The organism is Polynucleobacter rarus, from assembly GCF_003072505.1.
Lineage (GTDB): Bacteria > Pseudomonadota > Gammaproteobacteria > Burkholderiales > Burkholderiaceae > Polynucleobacter > Polynucleobacter rarus.
Window position 1 is genome coordinate 1,477,386 of the sequence record NZ_NTGB01000001.1, and the last position, 19,099, is coordinate 1,496,484.

20 protein-coding genes and 1 pseudogene are annotated in these 19,099 nt (G+C 40.2%); 9 read left to right on the forward strand and 12 right to left on the reverse strand.

Going from position 1 to position 19,099, the window contains the following annotated elements; all coding sequences use genetic code 11:
* The first annotated feature begins 292 nt into the window (after positions 1–292).
* The 5 genes from AOC35_RS06980 to AOC35_RS07000 all read left to right on the forward strand — a co-directional run bounded on the left by AOC35_RS06980 (position 293) and on the right by AOC35_RS07000 (position 4,431).
* A complete protein-coding gene (locus AOC35_RS06980) occupies positions 293–634 on the forward strand; it encodes a helix-turn-helix transcriptional regulator (RefSeq protein WP_245898451.1) in 342 nt (113 codons plus the stop codon).
* Positions 621–1,952, forward strand: a complete 1,332-nt coding sequence (locus AOC35_RS06985; RefSeq protein WP_108646400.1) for a type II toxin-antitoxin system HipA family toxin — start codon at positions 621–623, stop codon at positions 1,950–1,952. Before AOC35_RS06980 ends, AOC35_RS06985 begins: the two co-directional genes overlap by 14 nt.
* Before the next feature lie 203 nt (positions 1,953–2,155).
* Complete coding sequence (locus AOC35_RS06990; protein ID WP_108646401.1) at positions 2,156–2,467, forward strand: helix-turn-helix domain-containing protein; 312 nt, start codon at positions 2,156–2,158, stop codon at positions 2,465–2,467.
* Positions 2,464–3,777: a type II toxin-antitoxin system HipA family toxin gene (locus AOC35_RS06995; RefSeq protein WP_108646402.1), complete on the forward strand. Its 1,314-nt coding sequence runs from the start codon at positions 2,464–2,466 to the stop codon at positions 3,775–3,777. The genes AOC35_RS06990 and AOC35_RS06995 overlap by 4 nt, the downstream gene beginning before the upstream one ends.
* A 63-nt stretch (positions 3,778–3,840) precedes the next feature.
* A complete protein-coding gene (locus AOC35_RS07000; RefSeq protein WP_211307490.1) occupies positions 3,841–4,431 on the forward strand; it encodes a COG3904 family protein in 591 nt (196 codons plus the stop codon).
* 7 nt (positions 4,432–4,438) lie between these two features.
* Here the strand turns inward: AOC35_RS07000 and AOC35_RS07005 are convergent, their stop codons facing one another.
* The 3 genes from AOC35_RS07005 to AOC35_RS07015 form a co-directional block, all read right to left on the reverse strand.
* A complete protein-coding gene (locus AOC35_RS07005; protein ID WP_159077504.1) occupies positions 4,439–5,521 on the reverse strand; it encodes a tetratricopeptide repeat protein in 1,083 nt (360 codons plus the stop codon).
* A gap of 176 nt (positions 5,522–5,697) precedes the next feature.
* The gene (locus tag AOC35_RS07010; protein WP_108646405.1) at positions 5,698–6,183 is read right to left on the reverse strand and encodes a transferrin-binding protein-like solute binding protein; all 486 of its coding nucleotides are present in this window, start codon (positions 6,181–6,183) and stop codon (positions 5,698–5,700) included.
* A complete protein-coding gene (locus tag AOC35_RS07015) occupies positions 6,102–6,467 on the reverse strand; it encodes a hypothetical protein (RefSeq protein WP_159077505.1) in 366 nt (121 codons plus the stop codon). Before AOC35_RS07015 ends, AOC35_RS07010 begins: the two co-directional genes overlap by 82 nt.
* A gap of 4 nt (positions 6,468–6,471) precedes the next feature.
* Between AOC35_RS07015 and AOC35_RS15535 the strand changes: the two genes are divergently transcribed.
* Complete coding sequence (locus tag AOC35_RS15535) at positions 6,472–6,657, forward strand: hypothetical protein (protein WP_159077506.1); 186 nt, start codon at positions 6,472–6,474, stop codon at positions 6,655–6,657.
* 96 nt (positions 6,658–6,753) lie between these two features.
* Here the strand turns inward: AOC35_RS15535 and AOC35_RS07020 are convergent, their stop codons facing one another.
* The 4 genes and pseudogenes from AOC35_RS07020 to AOC35_RS07035 form a co-directional block, all read right to left on the reverse strand.
* Entirely contained in the window at positions 6,754–7,275 is a 522-nt protein-coding gene (locus AOC35_RS07020) for a hypothetical protein (protein ID WP_159077507.1), read from the reverse strand.
* A 2-nt stretch (positions 7,276–7,277) separates the two neighbouring features.
* Positions 7,278–7,418 (reverse strand): hypothetical protein, encoded by a 141-nt coding sequence (locus AOC35_RS15610; RefSeq protein WP_170107034.1) that lies wholly within the window; start codon positions 7,416–7,418, stop codon positions 7,278–7,280.
* A gap of 52 nt (positions 7,419–7,470) precedes the next feature.
* Positions 7,471–8,531: pseudogene (locus AOC35_RS07025) on the reverse strand (enoyl-CoA hydratase/isomerase family protein).
* Positions 8,532–8,564: 33 nt separating this feature from the next.
* A complete protein-coding gene (locus tag AOC35_RS07035; protein WP_108646410.1) occupies positions 8,565–9,344 on the reverse strand; it encodes an enoyl-CoA hydratase in 780 nt (259 codons plus the stop codon).
* Positions 9,345–9,508: 164 nt separating this feature from the next.
* Between AOC35_RS07035 and AOC35_RS07040 the strand changes: the two genes are divergently transcribed.
* A complete protein-coding gene (locus tag AOC35_RS07040; RefSeq protein WP_108646411.1) occupies positions 9,509–10,510 on the forward strand; it encodes a calcium:cation antiporter in 1,002 nt (333 codons plus the stop codon).
* A 36-nt stretch (positions 10,511–10,546) separates the two neighbouring features.
* Here the strand turns inward: AOC35_RS07040 and AOC35_RS07045 are convergent, their stop codons facing one another.
* Positions 10,547–11,881, reverse strand: coding sequence for an NAD(P)/FAD-dependent oxidoreductase (locus AOC35_RS07045; RefSeq protein ID WP_108646412.1), 1,335 nt, complete (start codon positions 11,879–11,881; stop codon positions 10,547–10,549).
* Between the two features lie 336 nt (positions 11,882–12,217).
* On the opposite strand from AOC35_RS07045, the gene AOC35_RS07050 reads away from it, so the two are divergent.
* Together AOC35_RS07050 and AOC35_RS07055 are read left to right on the forward strand one after the other, a co-directional pair.
* Positions 12,218–13,912, forward strand: a complete 1,695-nt coding sequence (locus tag AOC35_RS07050) for an amidohydrolase (protein ID WP_108646413.1) — start codon at positions 12,218–12,220, stop codon at positions 13,910–13,912.
* 18 nt (positions 13,913–13,930) lie between these two features.
* Positions 13,931–14,893, forward strand: coding sequence for a tripartite tricarboxylate transporter substrate binding protein (locus AOC35_RS07055; RefSeq protein WP_108646414.1), 963 nt, complete (start codon positions 13,931–13,933; stop codon positions 14,891–14,893).
* On the opposite strand, the gene AOC35_RS07060 is transcribed toward AOC35_RS07055, so the two are convergent.
* From AOC35_RS07060 to AOC35_RS07075, 4 genes are read right to left on the reverse strand one after another with little or no spacing between them, the layout of a single operon-like run.
* Entirely contained in the window at positions 14,890–15,636 is a 747-nt protein-coding gene (locus AOC35_RS07060) for an SDR family NAD(P)-dependent oxidoreductase (protein ID WP_108646415.1), read from the reverse strand. The genes AOC35_RS07055 and AOC35_RS07060 overlap by 4 nt on opposite strands.
* Before the next feature lie 26 nt (positions 15,637–15,662).
* A complete protein-coding gene (locus AOC35_RS07065) occupies positions 15,663–16,655 on the reverse strand; it encodes a substrate-binding domain-containing protein (RefSeq protein WP_108646416.1) in 993 nt (330 codons plus the stop codon).
* An 8-nt stretch (positions 16,656–16,663) separates the two neighbouring features.
* A complete protein-coding gene (locus AOC35_RS07070) occupies positions 16,664–17,785 on the reverse strand; it encodes a zinc-dependent alcohol dehydrogenase (protein WP_108646417.1) in 1,122 nt (373 codons plus the stop codon).
* A gap of 3 nt (positions 17,786–17,788) precedes the next feature.
* Positions 17,789–19,075 (reverse strand): aromatic ring-hydroxylating dioxygenase subunit alpha, encoded by a 1,287-nt coding sequence (locus AOC35_RS07075; protein WP_108646418.1) that lies wholly within the window; start codon positions 19,073–19,075, stop codon positions 17,789–17,791.
* Positions 19,076–19,099: the final 24 nt, after the last annotated feature.

The following is a 19,099-nucleotide window of genomic DNA, read 5'->3' on the forward strand; positions in this document are numbered from 1 at the left end:
AAACTTTTCTGCTAATACTTTAACTTATCATAAGTCTCAAATATTACCAACAAATCGTTTCACAAGTCCCCCCACATTCCACTAGTTAAATACTTTGCCTATTTTTTAACTATCGTATTTCTTCGCACTATTTGATAACAAAGAAAAAATTAAAAACTCATTAAATCCATTTAATCGGACATAATTAAATAATTTTAATTAATATGATTACAATAAAGGACATAATGAAAATATATTTAAATATCTCATTAAGTATGCTATATTGGACTTTATGAATAATTAATAGGCTAATATGTCCGCTATCGGTGACTTTTTAACAGACTTTGAAAATATGAGCGAGTTCGGTGCTAGGTTGCGCTCCAGAAGACTTGAACGCAATATAACAACTGAAGCTCTCGCAGAGAAAACGGGACTTAATCGTAAAACGATTATGGAGCTGGAAGCGGGTCGAGACGTGAGGTTCACCTCAGTGATCAAAGTATTACGAGCCCTCCAACTCTTAGGCGTTTTAAATACCGCACTTCCAGATACACTTCCCGGAGGAGAGGCCCTATCAAGTCGTGGGCAACCAAGAGTTCGCGCCTACCGATCCACTTCTCCTAAAAAAGCACCCCTAATCAATGTCGGACACTAAAAACTCTTCTTCACCTTCGCCAAAACCACGAACACGTAGAGTTGGCCCTAGGGTTCTTGTAAAAGCTAATATTCGCTTGTGGGACGAAATGGTCGGAACAGTGATGGAGTTTGAGAACGGTCGTATTGGCTTTTCCTATGATAGCGAATACATTCGAAAAGGAGGCTTAGCCATTTCCCCCAAGTTTTTACCAATTGAGTCTCGTACCTTCGAGTTTCCTGACTTACAACGTCAAGAAGCCTTTAAGGGTTTACCAGGGGTTCTGGCTGACTCTTTGCCGGATACTTTCGGCAACTTAATCATAAAAAAATATTTTGAAGAGCGCGGAGAGCTAGAGAAGTCAATGAGTCCCGTACAGCGTTTACTTTATGTTGGTAACCGAGCAATGGGAGCCCTTGAGTATGCACCACACCTTCAGCGTAAAAGCCCGGAAGAAGAACAAGCACTAGAAATTCAAAGCTTAGTGGAATCCGCTAGGCGTTTAATTGAGGGAGAAACTGGAGAAGCAATTCACGAAATTATGCGTGTCGGTGGATCGGCTGGCGGGGCAAGACCTAAAGCACTGATTTTATGGGATCGTGAAAAAAACAAAGTTCGATCTGGCTTTGCAAAATACCACTCAGGCGAAGAACATTGGATGATTAAATTTGATGGCGTTAACTCTGCTAGTGAGCGGGATAACAAAGCAAAACCATTTAACCGTATTGAATATACCTATGCGTTATTGGCAAAGCAACTCGGCCTCGACATGGAAGACGTAAGTTATTTGGAAGATGGTGAGCTGTTTCACTTCATGACAAGACGCTTTGACCGTCAACAAATGACTAAGCACCACATGCATAGCCTAGCAGGTATGACACATGTTGATTACAACTTGCCAGGAGCATATAGCTATGAGGCATGGCTCAGGCAAATCCAAGCATTACATCTGGGGTACCCCGCAATGGAGCAGGCTTATCGAAGAATGATCTTCAATGTAGTTGGTCGCAATCAAGATGACCATGTAAAAAATATTTCTTTCTTAATGAAAAATAAATCTTCTGGTTGGGAGTTAGCACCAGCCTATGACTTAACCTACTCAGCAGGAACTGGATATACCAGACAGCATCAAATGACGGTAGCAAATCGAGGAGATGATTTCACGCGAGATGAGTTAATAACAGTCGGCAAAAAGTTTGACATTCATCACCCAGCTATCATCATCGATTCGACCGTTGAGGCCTTCTCTAAATGGTCAACATTGGGTGAACAATGGGGGGTTCAAATTGAGGATCGAAAGCGTGTTGCAGCAGGACACCGTCTTTACTTGGCTAGTTAATTCTGCGTAAATTTACTTGGAATTAATATTAAAAATCTAGATGCGCTAAGAGTCACTTGCAAAGCCAAAGCTAAAAGCCCGCGAAATTGATCAAAATCACGATAAATATACTAGATTAAACGGAAATAAAGTCGTCAAAACACTTTAAATAAACCCAAAATAAGAGTATATTGATACTCAATTAAGTTATTTTGAGTATTAATATGATCAATTTGATACAACAGTTAGTTTTAGCTCGTGAAACTAAAAAGTATTCGCAAACAACTCTAGCTGAAGAGTCTGGGTTGAGTAGAATGACCATCGTACGTACCGAATTAGAGCAAATAGACCCACGTCTTTCAACTATCTTACTCATGGCTCGCTCGCTTGGTCTTGATCTAGTTCTCGTGCCTAAGGAGCTAAAACAGTCCCTAGAACAATTTATTCAATCCGGTGGTAAGTATGTTGGGCAAGCACCCGGAGTTGATGCACCCCTCTCAATCATAGATACCCTTCTTGGTAAAGGACCTGGATGAGTTTGTCTCTTCGAGTCTTACGTTTGTATTTACACAGTCCAGATTTGCAGAAAATCCCAATTGGATATATCTCTTCTTTTGGGGACTTAGTGCGTATTTCTTTTGATGAAAACTATATTAATCACCCGAATCGACTAGTTGTGTCACAAGCTTATCAGGCCTTCAAGAAAGGGGATAGCGAAGCGATTTTACGCTCTGAGAAGGATATTCGACTGGTGCGTAATGATGCAAAGCTTCCAGTCTTTTTTCAGAATCTATTACCTGAAGGTCTTAACTTGCAACGTTTAGCTAGAGAACGTCAATGTGGCACCGACGATCAGTTCGAACTATTAGCTGCCGCGGGTCATGATTTAATGGGAGCAATTGAAGTTGCACCTTTATCTAGGCTTGAAACAATTCCAGATAATATGCTTCTTTGGCACGCCACGATGAGTAAGGATTCGATTGATCCGGGTTTTGTGGAATCCCCCCTAGAAGATGGCGCAGCTATCCCAGGAGTAGTTGTTAAATTTTCAGCAATTCAAGAGGGACGAAGATATGTTATTCATCGTCATGGTTTAGCTGGTTCTTATATTTTAAAGTTGCCTAGCCAAGTTCATCCAGATCTCGTTGAAAACGAAGCTACCGGCTATGCTTTACTAAAGGCTTTGGGTATTAAGTGTGCGAACGCTAAAATCATTAGTTCAAGTGAAGTAGATTTACCTGACCTTGTCCCCTTTCCTCACATCCTTGCAGTTCAACGTTTTGATCGAGGAGAAAATGGTAAGCGAATTCACATGGAAGATTTTGCTCAAATTCTCCAATATGCCCCGCAACATAAATACGGTAAAGATCTTTTGCAGGACTACAGTGCGATGCTTTTAATTTTAGACCAATTGTCATCTCAGCCAGTCAAAGATTGTGATGAGTTTGTAAAACGATTCGTAGCCTATTTATTAATGGGGAATACGGATGCACACTTAAAAAATTGGGCCGTAATTTACCCCAATGGCAGAGAGCTTCAATTATCCCCTGCTTATGACCCAGTATGCGTATCGTCTTTTTTCGATGAAGTACCCAAATATCATTACGGTTTAAATAGAGCGATTGATACAAAGCTCGTTAATTTTGGCTGGAGTGACCTTAATCACTTATTTGAGCTAGCTAAAATGAAAAGGAAAAATCAATTACTCAAAATAGCAAAAGAAACTGTTATGCAAGCCCAACAAGTTTGGCCTGCAATATTAAATGAAGCACCTTTATCTGTTAGAAATTGCATCTTGGCGAGATTACAGGGTGGTGTAAGTCTGACTCGCCAAATATCCCATTGAGTATGCTTTGAGAGCTTATAAAATATATATGTTATTAAAACAGTGTATCCACCTATTTATTTCATGCTTAAATTTAAAACTTTCCTAATCTCTGTTTTGTATATTGTTTTAACAATGGCTTTTGTACCAAGCTTTGCAATGGAGCTTTCTACAGATACTAGATGTTTTGATGACTTGGAACCAAAGTGTCAAAAAATGATTATTGCCGTAGGAGTAATTACCAAAGACACGCCAAAGCAATTTACTGAATTTTCCCAAAACTTCCCTGCTGGAACTTATATTTTATTTTCCAGTAAAGGAGGAATGCTAGATAGTGGACTCATGATTGGTAAACGAATTCGAGAAGCAAAGTTCAATACCATTATTGGTAACACTGAGTTCAGTTCAGCAGATTGTTTATCCTCATGCGCTTACGCTTTTTTTGGTGGAGTAAAAAGGAAAATTCCTGCAACGGGTCACTTGGGACTACATCATTACTATAGTAAGACGCAAATAATCGATGTAGAGCAACAACAAAAAATAAATCAAAGCTTAACTAGATATCTAGAAAGTATGGGAATAGATCCGAGGCTCTTAGAATATGCAAATAGCGCTAAATCAACGAACATGACCTACATTACTGAACGTCAAGCTATAGAGTTTAAAATCAATTAAAAAAAATCTAATAGAGTTTTCTGAAAGTTAAATTCGCAATGTAACGACTATAGGAATACAAAGCAAAATTAGAGTTATTCACTTCAAAACCTAGTTCAAAGGCAGGTGCAAGTCCCAAGATTTTTAGATTAGTTTTCATCAATGTTAGGTAAACTCCATTTTTTTTATCTACCCTAATATCCCCAAAATAAGGATCGATATCATCAAAAACTCTATTTTGTATGGTGAATTTTAGTTGTCCCTTCAGAAACCACTCTGGCAATAAAATATTGCCGAATAGGTTCATCAATTGACTTTGAAATAAATAACTTTGGACCATGGCGTGATTCCTGTCTAAACCTAAATCGAGACCAATCATCAAAAAATCATTGATACTTTTCCCATATGTAAATGTTGCTTGAGAAAATTGTCCGCTTAAATAATCATAATCTGAATAAGTCATTTGCCCCGACTTAATATCAGTCGACAAATAAGATGTATCTGGAAATTCATAAATTGTTCTTATATCGAGATTCGGATAATCAAATAATTTCTGCCCCCCCATCCAATAATTTTCGAAGGATGCTTTAATAAAAGTCTTTGGTTCATCTAATATTCGATAGGATAAATAGGGAGTTAAATCAGTTCGATCAAATGCCGTATTTTCAAATTTCGCACCTACTGCAGTTAGACCAACAATCCAACGATTTTGAGCATCAAGACCCTTAGAGGTCAACACACTATAACTTAAACCATAATTATTCGTTAGATCATAACCAGGGTTATAGGTGTAATTGAGACCACCTATTACAATGCTTCGATCACTGGTGATAGCGCGGGGATTGCTATCCGAAGTAATTCCAAAAGCATAATCAAAGCGACCGTTGGCAGTTTTAATTTCTTCTAAATAATTTCCTACTCTTTCCCTGACCATAAACGGGGGATCAACCGATAAGACCTCTTCGAACAGTTTTTCTGAGGCTTTATTTTGTCCATCCAAATATAATAACTTGGCTAACTCAAGCTTCACTCGGGGGCTTTGAGTATCCTCAAGTAATAAGTTTAATTCTTCAATAGCTTGATGCAGTTCACCATTTGAAAATTTATTCAAGGCAGATTCAAAGCGAGCTTGATAAATAGTAGTACTTTTTTCTTTGGAATCAAAAATTGTTTGTGCAGAAATTGGGAGTTGTAGAAGACCAAAAAAAAGCAAAAAGTAAAAAGAACTCTTTTTTTTAAAAAGACGAGCTTACAATCAAGAAACTCCCTCTTTACCTTCATTTTTATTTACTTCTTTGCACCAAACGCTCCGACGTAAGCAAATCCAGAACTATTTTTGATTGCAAAGACACCACCAAGCTCTTGGGCCGCTGGTCCATAGAACTTTCCTGTTGCAGTACCTTGTAAATTACTAGAGTTTGAATTTCCAACAGGCCCAGTAAATGAGTTCGTGGCAGCTTGAATTTTAAGAGTACCGTTAATGTCTAAGCCAGAATCAGCTAACAAATTTGGTGTAGTAACTGAATTACTAATAGCTGTATTTGAGGTACTAAAGGCAATTGACCCATTGGCAAAATCAACTTGGGCAGTAACGTTAGCAGTCACATAACTGATAATCGTATGCATAAAAATACCAGCAGCAAAACCGCTGTAAGTTGCAGTGCCAGTTTGAGGAACATTCGCATTCGGGGTTACAGAAGTACCGTAAGATACAGCAGAAATACTACCAGGTCCTGCACCACTCGCCCAGACTCCAAAGGTTTGTAATTCCAACCTACTGCGCTAGGCGTGGGAGCTAACGCAACAATATCGTTCCCTTGATTACTTAAAAAACTAGTAAAGTGCCCATCAAAAACGGCAATCGTGTCTGCAGGCGAAGAGCCTGTTGGCGTAGTAGTAAAAGCAGCAATGTTAGGAATTGCATCCCCCGAAATAAAGGAGGCTTGAGTGATTGCTTGGGTATTAGGATCAAGACTAAGAATGGCACTTCCACCATCAGCAGGTGCTGCAATAGTACCTGCGACCCCAGCAGAGAAGGAAGTATAAACAGCCGTCACAAAAGTGCCAGGATTAACCGGGGTTGGACTAGGAACAGGAGGGGTGGGGGTGGGACTTGGAGTTACTGCTCCACCATTTGACCAGGTTGTTACCGACGCCCCACCAGCGCAAGAAGCGAGTAATAATGGTAAAAATGGAAAAAAAAACAAATATAAACCGCTTCATCTTCATCATTTGCAATTTGTATAAATCATAGAGTTGATTTTCTACTCCTTAAAAGTAGTCTTAAAGCTCTAGAATAGTTTTGCCAATCTATTTTTTTACTAATTATTTTTTAATTGATTTTTAATTGATTTTTAATTTGAATTGCATGAAAACCACGCCAGCATCCATAATCTGATTCAACCTTGGAATGACAGTAATGTTTGCAGCAATTTCATCGGTACCCAGACTGATGATAGGCAATGGGGCAACAAAAGGAGTGCCACCGTTATAACTTGGACTATTAAAAAATGCTAACTGCACACCAGTTTGAACATACCAAGTATTTTTCCTGTAGAGATCATAAAGTCCCGCACCACCAGCATAAAATGCATTCGTGTTAAAAGAGTCACGGAACTGGCCCAAATTTAACATCCAATGTAAGCGATCATCCGGCTTAGACGGAAATTGATATTCGATTCCTATTCCCCAATTTTTTTCATTCAAGGGGGCATTATCGTATTTGGAATCAACATTGAAGTGTTTGGAAACCCCGTTTAACACTAGATACAGTTTTTGAGGGTTTTCTAACTCGCTAGACTGTGCCCACCCATTCAAGGAAACAATGAGGCAAGCTAAGGCTAAGGATTTAAGGAATTTGGTCAATTTTATTTATCTTTCTTACTTGATGGGGTGACTACATCTACCGCAGTTTCGACAGTCTTAGCAACCACCTTCACACCAGTGGCTACCACTATCACTGCAGCATCAGCAACGGCTACTACAGCGCATCCGGTGCAATTCATCATCAATAACAGGATGAAAAAAAGTTTGATGAAGTTACCATATTTCAGGCCTTCTCTAAGACTGTGGGACATTAATAAATAATTGGTCGATAGTTTCGGTAGTAACTTGTTCAAGGCGATAACGCCACTTGGGTAGATTATCTTTGTCAATCAGTAAAGCACGAACACCTTCCATGAAATCACCGTGAACCATCCACTGTTCAAGCAAGGCATATTCCATTACAAAACATTCTGCCAAAGATTTATTACGCCCTAATTGCAGAAGTCGTTGGGTCGAAACCATCGAAAGTGGCGATTGCTTTTGCATTTTAGAGACGGTTTTTCCTACCCACTCTATAAAAGCTGTATCTTTCTCAGAGGCTAAAGAATCAAGAATTTCCTGAATACTTTGAGGTGCAAAATGTTTTTGAATCATTACCTCGGTTTTTTCCAAATTGGAATTAAAACTATTTTCTCGAGCACCCAACTGTTTCAAATAATTTGTTAGCAATTCGAATGAGGAATCCTTGCTTGAAGCCTGAAACAACTTTTCCAATCCTAAAATAAATTCAGCGATTTTTTCGTCCTCTAAAACCCAATCAGCCAAATTGGCATAAACCGCATCCTCTCCAGATGCAATGACACCAGTAATGCCAAGGTAAAGTCCAACTACACTTGGACAACGCGATAGAAAATAACTACCACCGACATCCGGGAAATAACCGATGCCAACTTCCGGCATCGAAATTTTAGACTTCGGGGTAACAATACGAAACGAGGCCCCTTGGGAAATCCCCATTCCCCCCCCATTACATAACCGGTCATGAGAGCGATATAGGGCTTTGCATATCGATAGATATATTGATTCAGTTCAAACTCTTCGGCAAAAAAGCTCAGATGATCATTGCTTCCTGCCTTTAAGCCTTCATAGACAGTACGAATATCTCCTCCAGCACAAAAAGCTTTTTCACCCGTACCTTTAACTAAGACCAATTTAACCTCATCATCTTGTTCCCAGTTTTTTAAAGTGGCAAACATGGTTCTTACCATCTCTAAATTGATGGCATTGAGTGCTTGCGGACGATTAAGAGTAATCAGTCCTAGCCCATTGCGCTTTTCTATCAATACATCCGACATCCGTTAAATCCTCTTTAGAAATTTATTTTGTATTTATTTATTCTTAAATACAGGCTTACGTTTTTCAACGAATGCTGTCATTCCTTCAATTTGATCTTCGGTGCCAAAGGTTGAATGGAACATTCTTCTCTCGTAATGCATCCCCTCTGCCAAAGAAACTTCATAAGCACGGTTGACTGACTCTTTAGCCATCATCACCATTGGCAATGAAAAAGAAGCTATCTTTTCAGCAATTTTAATCGCCTCAGCAATCAAATCTGCAACTGGCACAATCCGACTAACTAACCCTGAGCGCTCAGCCTCTACAGCGTCCATCATCCGACCAGTTAAAACCATTTCCATTGCCTTTGATTTGCCAATAAAACGAGTCAAGCGTTGTGTTCCACCAGCGCCAGGGATTGTACCAATCGTTATTTCAGGCTGACCAAATTTTGCATTGTCTGCTGCCAATATCATGTCACACATCATTGCGAGTTCACAGCCCCCGCCTAAAGCATAGCCAGCAACTGCAGCGATAGTAGGCTTTCTAAAGTGCGCAACATTTTCCCAAGTCTTAGTAATAAAATCAGCCTTAAATACATCCATATAAGTCCAGTCTTTCATTGCCTTGATATCCGCCCCTGCAGCAAATGCTTTTTCGCTACCAGTTAAAATTACTACAGCCACTTCATCATCACTTTCTAATAGTTCTAAAGCATGTCCTAATTCCACCGTCAATTCTGGGGACAAGGCGTTGAGCGCTTGCGGACGATTTAGTGTTATCAAAGCAACCTTATTAATTCGTTTTTCAACAATAATATTTTGATATTCCATGTTTTTTCTCCAGGTGAATTGAATCATTGTAGTATTTTGCGCGTTAGAGTCTAATTATGACAATTTTTTGATGTTAGTTAAATGAATTATTATTCTGCTAACATCAAATTTATTAATTTTGATAATTTAATCAATAACTCATCGAAACAAACGAAAGATTACAAATGGAATTTTTAAATAGCTCACTCGGGCTCATACTGATGGCAGTTAGCTTGATATTCTTCGTACTACTGGCTGTTCATTGCGCAGAAGTCATTGCCCATAAAACAGGTGAGCCGTTTGGAACTCTCATTTTAGCTGGAGCTGTCACGGTCATTGAAGTTGCTCTGATTGTATCGATGATGCTATCTAAAGCAGCTAATTCTGAGTTTATTGCTAGGGATGCCGTCTTTAGTACGATCATGATTGTCGTGAACGGTATTGTTGGAATCAGCATTATTGCAGCGAGTTTGAAAAAGAATGTTTTAAGTTTTCAAAGCGATGGTGTTAAGGGTGCATTTGGTGTTTTAATTGGTTTGTCCATTTCTATTTTTATATTTCCATCCTTGACGCAAGGCGGTGGAGAACTCTCTTTTAGTGCTAAACAGCTTTCGTTCATGGGATTTACCTCTCTGGTTTTATATGTTTCGTTTTTACTCTTTCAAACGGTCAGCCATAAAGCTTTTTTTATTGACCCCGAAGTCATTGAGGAGCATCACGACATACCAAGTAATAAAAAAGTACTGATCAATGCCCTTATTTTGCCGATTGCCTTGGTACTCGTGGTTGTTTTAGCAAAAAAACTCAGTCCTTTTATTGAGACTGAAATAGCTAATGCAGGTCTACCAACCTCTGTAGTCGGTGTCATTATTGCCTTACTGGTACTTTTACCAGAGGGGATTACAGCAATCAAAGCTGCTTATAACAACAACTTACAAAAGAGTTTAAATCTTGGCTTAGGCTCAGCACTAGCTAGTATTGGGCTAACGATTCCAGTCCTTTCAGTGGTAGTAATCCTGTTAGATTTACCATTAAGTCTAGGTCTTGACCCTTTGAACCGGGTCATTTTATTGATGACTTTAATCCTTGGCGGATTGACTTTATCGACTGGTCGAGTAACCAGGCTCCAAGGCATTATTCATCTAATTATTTTCTTAGAATTTTTATTCTTAACCATCGAACCCTGAAATCAAAAATTACAAAGCTGCATTAATTAAGCGAGATTAATGCAGCTTTACAATGGAGTGGGTGCGACGGTGTATCAGTCGACTCAGTGAGTCGAGCGCTACTTTTACCCAACCATGTAAAGCTAATTGGTGCATCTTATATAAGCTCATGTACATCAACTTTGCTATCAAACCGTCCACCATCAAGCTCCCACCAATCAAACCACCCATCATGCTACCGACACTACTGTACTCTCCTAAAGAAACAAGTGAGCCAAAGTCACGATAAGCATAAGGTTTGAGGGGTTTGCCCTCGATGATTTTTTGGATCTGGGCATAAATATGCTCTGCTTGCTGATGGGCTGCTTGGGCTCTTGGTGGAACGGTTCGGGTCTTTCCTTCACTATCCTTAGTCCATGGACAAGCGGCGCAGTCTCCCATCGCAAAAATACTATTATCTCGGGAGGTTTGCAAGGTAGGCAAGACGACTAACTGATTGATATGATTCGTTTCTAGGCCACTAATATCTTTTAGAAAATCAGGTGCTTTTACACCTGCGGCCCAGACGATGAGTTCTGCTGGAATTTCTTGACCATTCGCAAGACATACTTGCTTGGGTAGAATTTTTTTTACTTGAGAATTAGTCATCACCTTGACGCCCAAATCAACCAGCAATTTTTCAGCGGCACTAGAAATACGATTCGGTAAAGCAGGCAATATTCTGGACCCTGCTTCGATCAAAATCACCTTAATGTCTTTTTCTGGGTCTACACGGTCCATCCCATAAGAAATAATAGCCCTCGTATTTCGATGTAATTCAGCTGCCAGTTCAACTCCTGTTGCGCCAGCACCGATAATAGCAACTTGTAATTGATGAGATGCCAAGGGAGTCTGCTGCGACTGAGCTCGTAAACAAGCATTAATCATCCGCAAATGAAAACGTTTTGCATCTGCTAGAGATTCTAAGCGCTGCGCATACTCGGAGACTCCGGGTGTTTTAAAGTCATTGGTTAAACTACCGATTGCGATAATCAAGGTATCATAAGGGACTTTTTGGGACGGCGTAACGAGTTCACCTGAATCATCGACAAATGGGGCAACCTCAATGACTTTGTTCTCTCGATCGATACCAACTAACTCACCCAAGCGAAATTTAAAGTGATGCCAATGCGCCTGCGCAATGTAGTCCAACTCCTGATCAGCGAGATCCATACTTCCCGCAGCCACTTCATGCAATTTTGGCTTCCAAATATGTGTTCGATTTTTGTCGATTAAAGTAATGCTAACTGAGTTCAAGGCTTTCTTTTTAGCATAACGATCGCCGAGTTTGGTCGCTAACTCAAGACCTCCCGCGCCACCACCAACAATCACAATCCGATGTTCATTTTCCATGATTCGATGTCAACCCCTCTTTTCGATTTCGAAATAGATATTGAGATAGAACCGAAAGCTAGCTTTCTCTCAACGCAGCAATTAAGATTTCGTCTCAACCACCCAATTCAATGAAGAGTCTAAAAATGTAAATAAGTAGTAATCTCTATATTACCCCATGCCCCTTGTGGTAATCTGCCTAAATAGGGAATAAAAGTGCCCTTTAAAGAATACTATCGAGATAAGGTGTGCTATTTTGGTGCGAAAACCAGCTAATCTAAGGTTTCTTAAAAGGTCATTTCTATAGCTCTTTTAAAAAAACTAGAACCTATTTAGGTCTTAAAGACGGAGACAAGTATGTTATCAATCAATCAGTTTCATGATGTTTATTTGCGTTTTTTAAAAATCACAAAGAATAAAGTTATTTCAATTTTTTTATTGTTCCTTACTTTTTCTGCTCTCGCTCAAAACTCTGCCAGTCTCATTCTTCATCACGGAAAAATCATTACAGTTGATCAGCAATTTAGAGTAGTACAGGCTATTGCAATTTCTGGCGATAAAATTATCGCGACTGGAAGCAATCAAGAAATATTAAAACTTAAAAATCAATCAACTGAATTAATTGATCTCAAGGGAAAAACAGTTATTCCTGGATTAATTGATAACCACGCTCACTTTATTCGCGCACCTGAGCATATGGAATTGCGTTTAGATGGAGTTTTGTCTCGTAAACAAGCGGTTCAAATGATTGAACAAGCGGTTGCTAAAGCAAAAGCTGGTGAATGGATCATCACCATTGGCGGTTGGTCTCGGACACAATTTTTGGATGATCAAAGAGCATTTAACTTAGCAGAGCTAGACCAAATTTCTAAAACTGTCCCAATTGTGATTCAAGAGGTATATCTCCGTTCCTTCTTAAATTCAGTTGCCATCGAAAAATTAAATTTAAATGAAAATACTCCAGATCCTCGAGGTGGAAAAATCCTCAAAAATGCAGCGGGTAAACTAACGGGTGAAATTGAGGGTGCTGGCGGTGTTGCTTTTATCGCCGAAAAACTACCGTTACCTAGCACTCAAGAATGGCAAGAAAACGTCAAAGCCTATGCTTCCTATTTAAATAGTTTAGGTATCACAGCTTGGTATGACGCAGGCGGTAGAGGTATTGATGAGCGCCATTATCAAGCCTACCAATCCTTAGTAGATCAAGGAAAACTAACAGTAAGAGCGTTCTATACTACGATGCGCTCCCCGTCAACTCCGCAAGAGATGGATAAGACTCTTTTAGAAGTGAATCTTCAAAAACCATTTCAAGGCAATGACTATTTAGACAATATCGGCTGGGGTGAATCAGTGTATGGTCCTTCATCCACTACCTTGCTCAGGAATGATTATCAAGTTCAAGAGCAGCATATGGAACAAGTTCGACGCCTGATAAGAGCCATTGCCGCAAAGGGACTTTCTCTTAACGCACACGTTGAAATGGAAAATGCGATTGATGCCTATCTAAAAGAATATGAAGCATTGAATAAAGAAATCCCGATTAAAGGCTTGAGATGGAGTTTTTCTCACGTAGATCAAATCACCTCAGAACAAATTCTACGGATGAAACGTTTAGGTATGTCAGTGGGTCTTCATACCCGTCCAATTATTCAAGGTGCATTAATGCAGGATGTGCATAGTGAACACTCTAAAACAATGCCGCCATTCAGATTAGTCCAAGATAGTGGCATTAATTGGGGTCTAGGCTCAGATGCAACGGCAGTTACCACTGCGAATCCTTTTTTTAATCTTGATTTTGCTGTAACGGGCAGAATGGTAAATGGTAAGAAAATTAATTATCAGTCCATTACCCGTGAGGAAGCACTCATTGCTCATACTAGAAATAATGCCCAGTTTTTGTTTCAAGAAAATAATTTAGGCTCATTACAAGCTGGCAAATATGCTGATTTATTAATTCTTAATAAAGATTATTTAACAGTGCCACTTAATGAAATTCGTAACCTTTATCCAGTAGCTACGATGGTAGGTGGAAAGTTTACTTTTAAAAAATAACTGAATATCAAATGGATTATGAAAAAAAATCAACTCTTCGTATTATTTTTACTCTTCATTTTTAGTTCATTCAGCTATGGGATTGAATATCCCATTAAACCTGTAAAAATCATTGTAGGATTTACACCTGGCTCAGGCGCAGATGTCCTAGCACGTGTAGTCAGTAATAAATTATCAGAGTCCATGAACCAACAATTTATTGTCGAAAACAGACCTGGAGCCGGCACGAATATTGGCACGAGCGCTGTTGCCAAGTCACCTGCCGATGGTTACACCATTCTAGTCATGACCGTCGCAAATGCCATTAACCCTTCCCTTTATAGCAACCTATCCTTTGATATTGAAAAAGACTTTTCACCAATCATCTTAGCTGGTTTTGCCAGTAATGTTCTCGTCATTAACCCAAACTTAGGCGTCAAAAATATTAACGAATTTGTCGAGTTAGCAAAGTCAAAACCTGGCAAACTTACTTTTGGATCAAGTGGCTCTGGGACCTCACCCCATTTAGCAGGTGAGTTATTTGTTAGTAAGTTAGGCTTAAATATTGTGCACGTTCCCTATAAAGGAGGGCCTCAAGCTTTAACAGACCTGCTTGGTGGTCAAATTGATTCATTATTTGTGATTACTTCAACCGTATTGCCACATATCTCATCTGGAAAATTAAAAGCAATTGCCGTCGCAGGTCCCAAAAGAACGCCGCTACTGCCGGATTTACCAACGCTAGATGAGACCGTGATTCCAAACTTTGATGTGAATACTTGGATTGGCTTTGCTGTTCCTGCTGGGACACCAAATGAAATTATTGTCAAACTCAATCAAGAGATGAATAAGGCATTAGAATCCAGCGATGCACAAAAGAAGTTACTTGCCCTAGGAATCGAAACAGTGGGTGGCACCCCGAATCAATTAAAAGCCTTCCTAAAAGAAGACTTAAAAAAATGGGCTAATGTTGCGAAAATTGCTAATATCAAACCTGATTAATTATTCATAAAAACGCCACCATTCACATGCATGGATTGACCAGTAATGTAACGCCCCTCCTTACCACTTAACAGCATCACCATATTCACGACTTCAGAGGCTTCCGTAAACCTACCAAACGGAATCCTAGATAAATCAAACTGAAAAGGTTTAGAAGGATCTCTCACCGTATTCGCTGGACCTGGTGCCAAGTAATTTACATTGATATTGTATTTCGCAAACTCTAAGGCTAAGGCTCTCGTTAAGCCTGCAAGGCCTGCTTTTGCTGCAGAGGAAGGCGAGCGATTGGGGACCGGCATATGCCCAAACATGCCTCCCATATTAATAATACTACCGCCACCGCTCTCAATCATTAAAGGAACAATGGCTTGCGTACAATGAAAGCTTCCGTCTAATGTGACCGAAATCGTTCTTTGCCACTCGGCATAATCAAGATCTAAAAAAGATTGGGTCGCATGGGTCACCGCGTTATTAATCAATACATCAATTCGGTGATATTCATGCTTGATTTTTTCAACCATGTCATCCACTTCAACACGATTCGTGATATCACCAACACAAGCAATGGCGCGACCCCCAAGGTCTTCTATCATTTTTAAAGTTTCATCTAAATCAGAAGTATGGGTTCGAGCGTTGACTGCAACATGTGCACCTCGCTTTACAAATTCAAGGGCCATTGCACGACCTAAATTTTTAGCACCACCCGTAATAAAAACCACTTTTTCTTCAAAAAAATTTGTCATTTTTACCCAACTTCCAATTCGTCAATTTAGATCTTAAAAAACTCTAAGGCTTCTGGTGCAAATAAATCGGATACCTCAAGTTTTTTTGGCGACAAACCTTGCTCATGGTGATAGCGCGTAAACGTCTCTAAGGCCTTCATATTTCCCTCTAGGCCGTAAGACCACCAATCATCTCCAAATAGTTTTTTTGCATCTTCAACGTGCGCAGTTAACCATGGCAACATGGTTTTGAGGGCGGCTGTCTCATACAAGTCATGATAGGCAATCTTTTTGGCTTCCAAAAATGCTTTCATGAGTGACTGAGCAACCCAACGATTAGCTTCATAAACATCACGACGAATCACCACCACATGCATGATTGGAAAGATCCCTGTTTCATTGAAATAGTTACGCTCTACTTCTTGATAATTTTCAAATAAACGCACAACTTTACCATCCCCTTTTAAATAGGTCGAAGGCATTCTAGCGGTATACAAGGCATCTAACTCTCCGTCGTACAGCATTTGAGACAGGGTTTGATCTGGGCCAATTGGACTCACCTTAAAGTTATCTGGCAAGGTCAATTTGATTTTCTCAATCCGACCTGTTTCTTCTTCTCCGCCAAATAAATAAGGTTGGGCATCGACAGGAACACCGTAGTGATCGGATAAAATGCCACGAATCCAGACCGGGGCTGTCATCTGATATTCAGGACTAGCAATTCTTTTACCAATCAAGTCTTTTGGCGTCTTAATCCCACTATTGGCATTCACATAAATGCAAGAGTGTCTAAAAAATCTAGATGGATAAACTGGGATTGCAATAAAAGGTTTTTCTGGCTTCGATAGAGAAATACAATAAGAAGATAGAGACATTTCGGATACTTCAAACTCCCGATACCGAGCCATTCTGAAAAAGGTTTCTTCAACTGGTAGATTTAAAAAGTTGAGAGCAACACCGTCAACTTGAACGCGACCGTCCATTAAGGGACGCATGCGATCATAATCCCAGCATGCAAAATTTAAAGGCAAACGATTCATTATTATTCCTAAGATTGGGTTGTTTCTAGATTGGGGTCGATGACCATATGGATTGGTTCTTTAACGCCGTTGCCAACGAGGCTGTTGAGGGCCAAATCAGTATCCTTTAAACCGAGTAAATGGGTACTCATTTCTTTGACCGCGTATTTATCACTATGAATCAGTTGCAAAGCTAACTCTACTGATTCATAACTATGACCACGCATTCCTTTGACAGTTAAAAATTTAGCAATAATCTGATCACTATCAAATTCAGGAATCTTTTTTCTTTTTTGACCACCTAAGATTACCATGCCTTTTTTTCTAGCTAAAGCAACTGCAGAAATCACAGAGTCTGTTCCGCCCGAAGCACAATCAATCACTAAATCTGCCATCAGTCCACCTGTCAGCTCTTTCACATCTTGGACAAGATCCGTCTCACCCAGTTCAATGGTGTGATCTGCCCCTAATTTTTTGGCTAGGGCTAAGCGCTTGCGATCCGTATCGTTAGCTAGTCCAGTAATGATAATTTGATTTGCTCCTGCCGCCTTCGCCGCAACTACGCAAGCGAGACCCTGTTGCCCTGGTCCTTGAATAACGACAGTTTGCCCGGGCCCAGCTCCTCCCTGCAAATAGGTCCATTCAATCCCATTCGAAATTGGCAATGCCAATGCTGCATGACGTGCACTTAAACCAGCGGGAACTTGATGAAAAACAGTGTTGAGATGCAGGTACTGATAATGACTATAACCACCCCAAAAACCAGGGGCAACATTCAGGCCTGTAGCACCGTAGCGCATCCCACCAAGTCGCCAATCGGTAGCGTCACATAAGCGAAAATCACCACTACGGCAAGCATGACAAGTCCCACAAGGGATGTACTCTTCGAGAGCCACTAAATCACCCTCTTTTAGTCGCCATTTTTCTTTTGCTAAAGAGCCCATCGATTCAATATATCCGACAGTTTCATGTCCTAAAATCAATGGTCCACGACTAGCAGGTAAATTTTGATAATAACCCCAATCACTGCCACACACGCCGGTGGCTGCTACTTTAAGCAATCCTGACTCAGGAAGTATTGCAGGTTTTGTAAACTCCTGAATCTCAATCTGGTTTGCTGCCAGAGCAACGGCTGCTTGAAAAGTAGTCATCGATTAAACCGTCACGTGGGGTTTGCCTGGAACTGCGATCAAAGCATCAGCAGCTGCTTCCTGAAATTTTTGATCACGAGGCAGCAATAGAGCCGCGGAGCGAACACGTTGCGATTCCGGCGTTGATCCTGGAGGGGCTACTCCTTTTTCGAGTAGTGCTTTGCCAGCATTTAACAAACGTCTTCGCGCTAGCAAGATACCGTTATCTGTTGAAGTTAAATTTTCTTTGGTACGGTCCTGAATAGAGCCCATACTTTCTTGCAAAGAAGCATCTTGCATCGCAATCCCGTCAATCCCACTAAAGCTTAAACCAGCTTTTTGAGCAGCCCGGTCCATCAAATAATCATTCGATTTATTTTGAAGTGGAATATAAGTACCCGGAATATAACGGACGTGAATGCCCTTCCCTTCGCTCATCGCTTGCACTTCTTTATCAGTCAAATCACGATTGGGATGATAGTCAAAGCTCCAGGCCCAGTTTTGATGATCATTAATCGGCACCCAAAAATGACCATGGATTGGATGATCCCCACGTGGCGGAATAATCGTATAAGCAGGGAGTAACCACTGCGTAATCCGCCAATAGTATTGATCATCCTCGGCGTTTCTGCGCACACCAATATAAAGTCCACCCTCTGATTCAACCACTTCAAAAACTGGTTTTAAATCGCCAAAGTTATATTGATTGCCTTTCGATCCCTGAAATAGTGGATCAGAATTTAAATTTTTACCATGTAGCCAGGTGACGTGACTTGAATCAATGCCGCCTTCTAAAGCTTGTAACCAATTGGTTTCTTGCAACCGCTTAGTAATGAATCGACGTTTAGGAGGAGCGAGTGCAAATTCATACTCCGGCAACTCAGGTTGATGCTCAGGAGGTCCCATATAGATCCAAATAACGCCACCACGCTCTACTAGTGAATAAGACTTTAATTTAATGCGGTCGCAGAGTTTGCTCTCTTCTGGTTCAGACGGAATTTCTATACAGTTACCATTCACATCATATTTCCAACCATGGTAAGGACAACGAATACCGTTCTCTTCGTTTCGACCAAACCACAAAGATACACCTCGGTGGGCACAGAACTCATCAATTACACCCAAGCGACCACTTGAATCACGAAAGGCTAACATTTTCTCTGACAATAACTCAAGCCTTACAGGTGGGCAGTCTGGCTCAGGCAACTCTTCAGCAAGTAATGCAGGATGCCAATATCTTCTGAACATATCTCCCATTGGAGTGCCAGGACCTGTTTGGGTAAGAAAGTCGTTTTGTTCTTTTTTTAACAAATTTATCTCCGTCAATGATCGTTG

Bases quoted from the DNA above. Each gene is read 5' to 3' on its own strand.
- AOC35_RS06980 (WP_245898451.1), top strand. From the start codon at position 293: ATGTCCGCTATCGGTGACTTTTTAACAGACTTTGAAAATATGAGCGAG.
- AOC35_RS06985 (WP_108646400.1), top strand. From the start codon at position 621: ATGTCGGACACTAAAAACTCTTCTTCACCTTCGCCAAAACCACGAACA.
- AOC35_RS06990 (WP_108646401.1), top strand. From the start codon at position 2,156: ATGATCAATTTGATACAACAGTTAGTTTTAGCTCGTGAAACTAAAAAG.
- AOC35_RS06995 (WP_108646402.1), top strand. From the start codon at position 2,464: ATGAGTTTGTCTCTTCGAGTCTTACGTTTGTATTTACACAGTCCAGAT.
- AOC35_RS07000 (WP_211307490.1), top strand. From the start codon at position 3,841: ATGCTTAAATTTAAAACTTTCCTAATCTCTGTTTTGTATATTGTTTTA.
- AOC35_RS15610 (WP_170107034.1), bottom strand. From the start codon at position 7,418: ATGATGAATTGCACCGGATGCGCTGTAGTAGCCGTTGCTGATGCTGCA.
- AOC35_RS07035 (WP_108646410.1), bottom strand. From the start codon at position 9,344: ATGGAATATCAAAATATTATTGTTGAAAAACGAATTAATAAGGTTGCT.
- AOC35_RS07040 (WP_108646411.1), top strand. From the start codon at position 9,509: ATGGAATTTTTAAATAGCTCACTCGGGCTCATACTGATGGCAGTTAGC.
- AOC35_RS07045 (WP_108646412.1), bottom strand. From the start codon at position 11,881: ATGGAAAATGAACATCGGATTGTGATTGTTGGTGGTGGCGCGGGAGGT.
- AOC35_RS07050 (WP_108646413.1), top strand. From the start codon at position 12,218: ATGTTATCAATCAATCAGTTTCATGATGTTTATTTGCGTTTTTTAAAA.
- AOC35_RS07055 (WP_108646414.1), top strand. From the start codon at position 13,931: ATGAAAAAAAATCAACTCTTCGTATTATTTTTACTCTTCATTTTTAGT.
- AOC35_RS07060 (WP_108646415.1), bottom strand. From the start codon at position 15,636: ATGACAAATTTTTTTGAAGAAAAAGTGGTTTTTATTACGGGTGGTGCT.
- AOC35_RS07065 (WP_108646416.1), bottom strand. From the start codon at position 16,655: ATGAATCGTTTGCCTTTAAATTTTGCATGCTGGGATTATGATCGCATG.
- AOC35_RS07070 (WP_108646417.1), bottom strand. From the start codon at position 17,785: ATGACTACTTTTCAAGCAGCCGTTGCTCTGGCAGCAAACCAGATTGAG.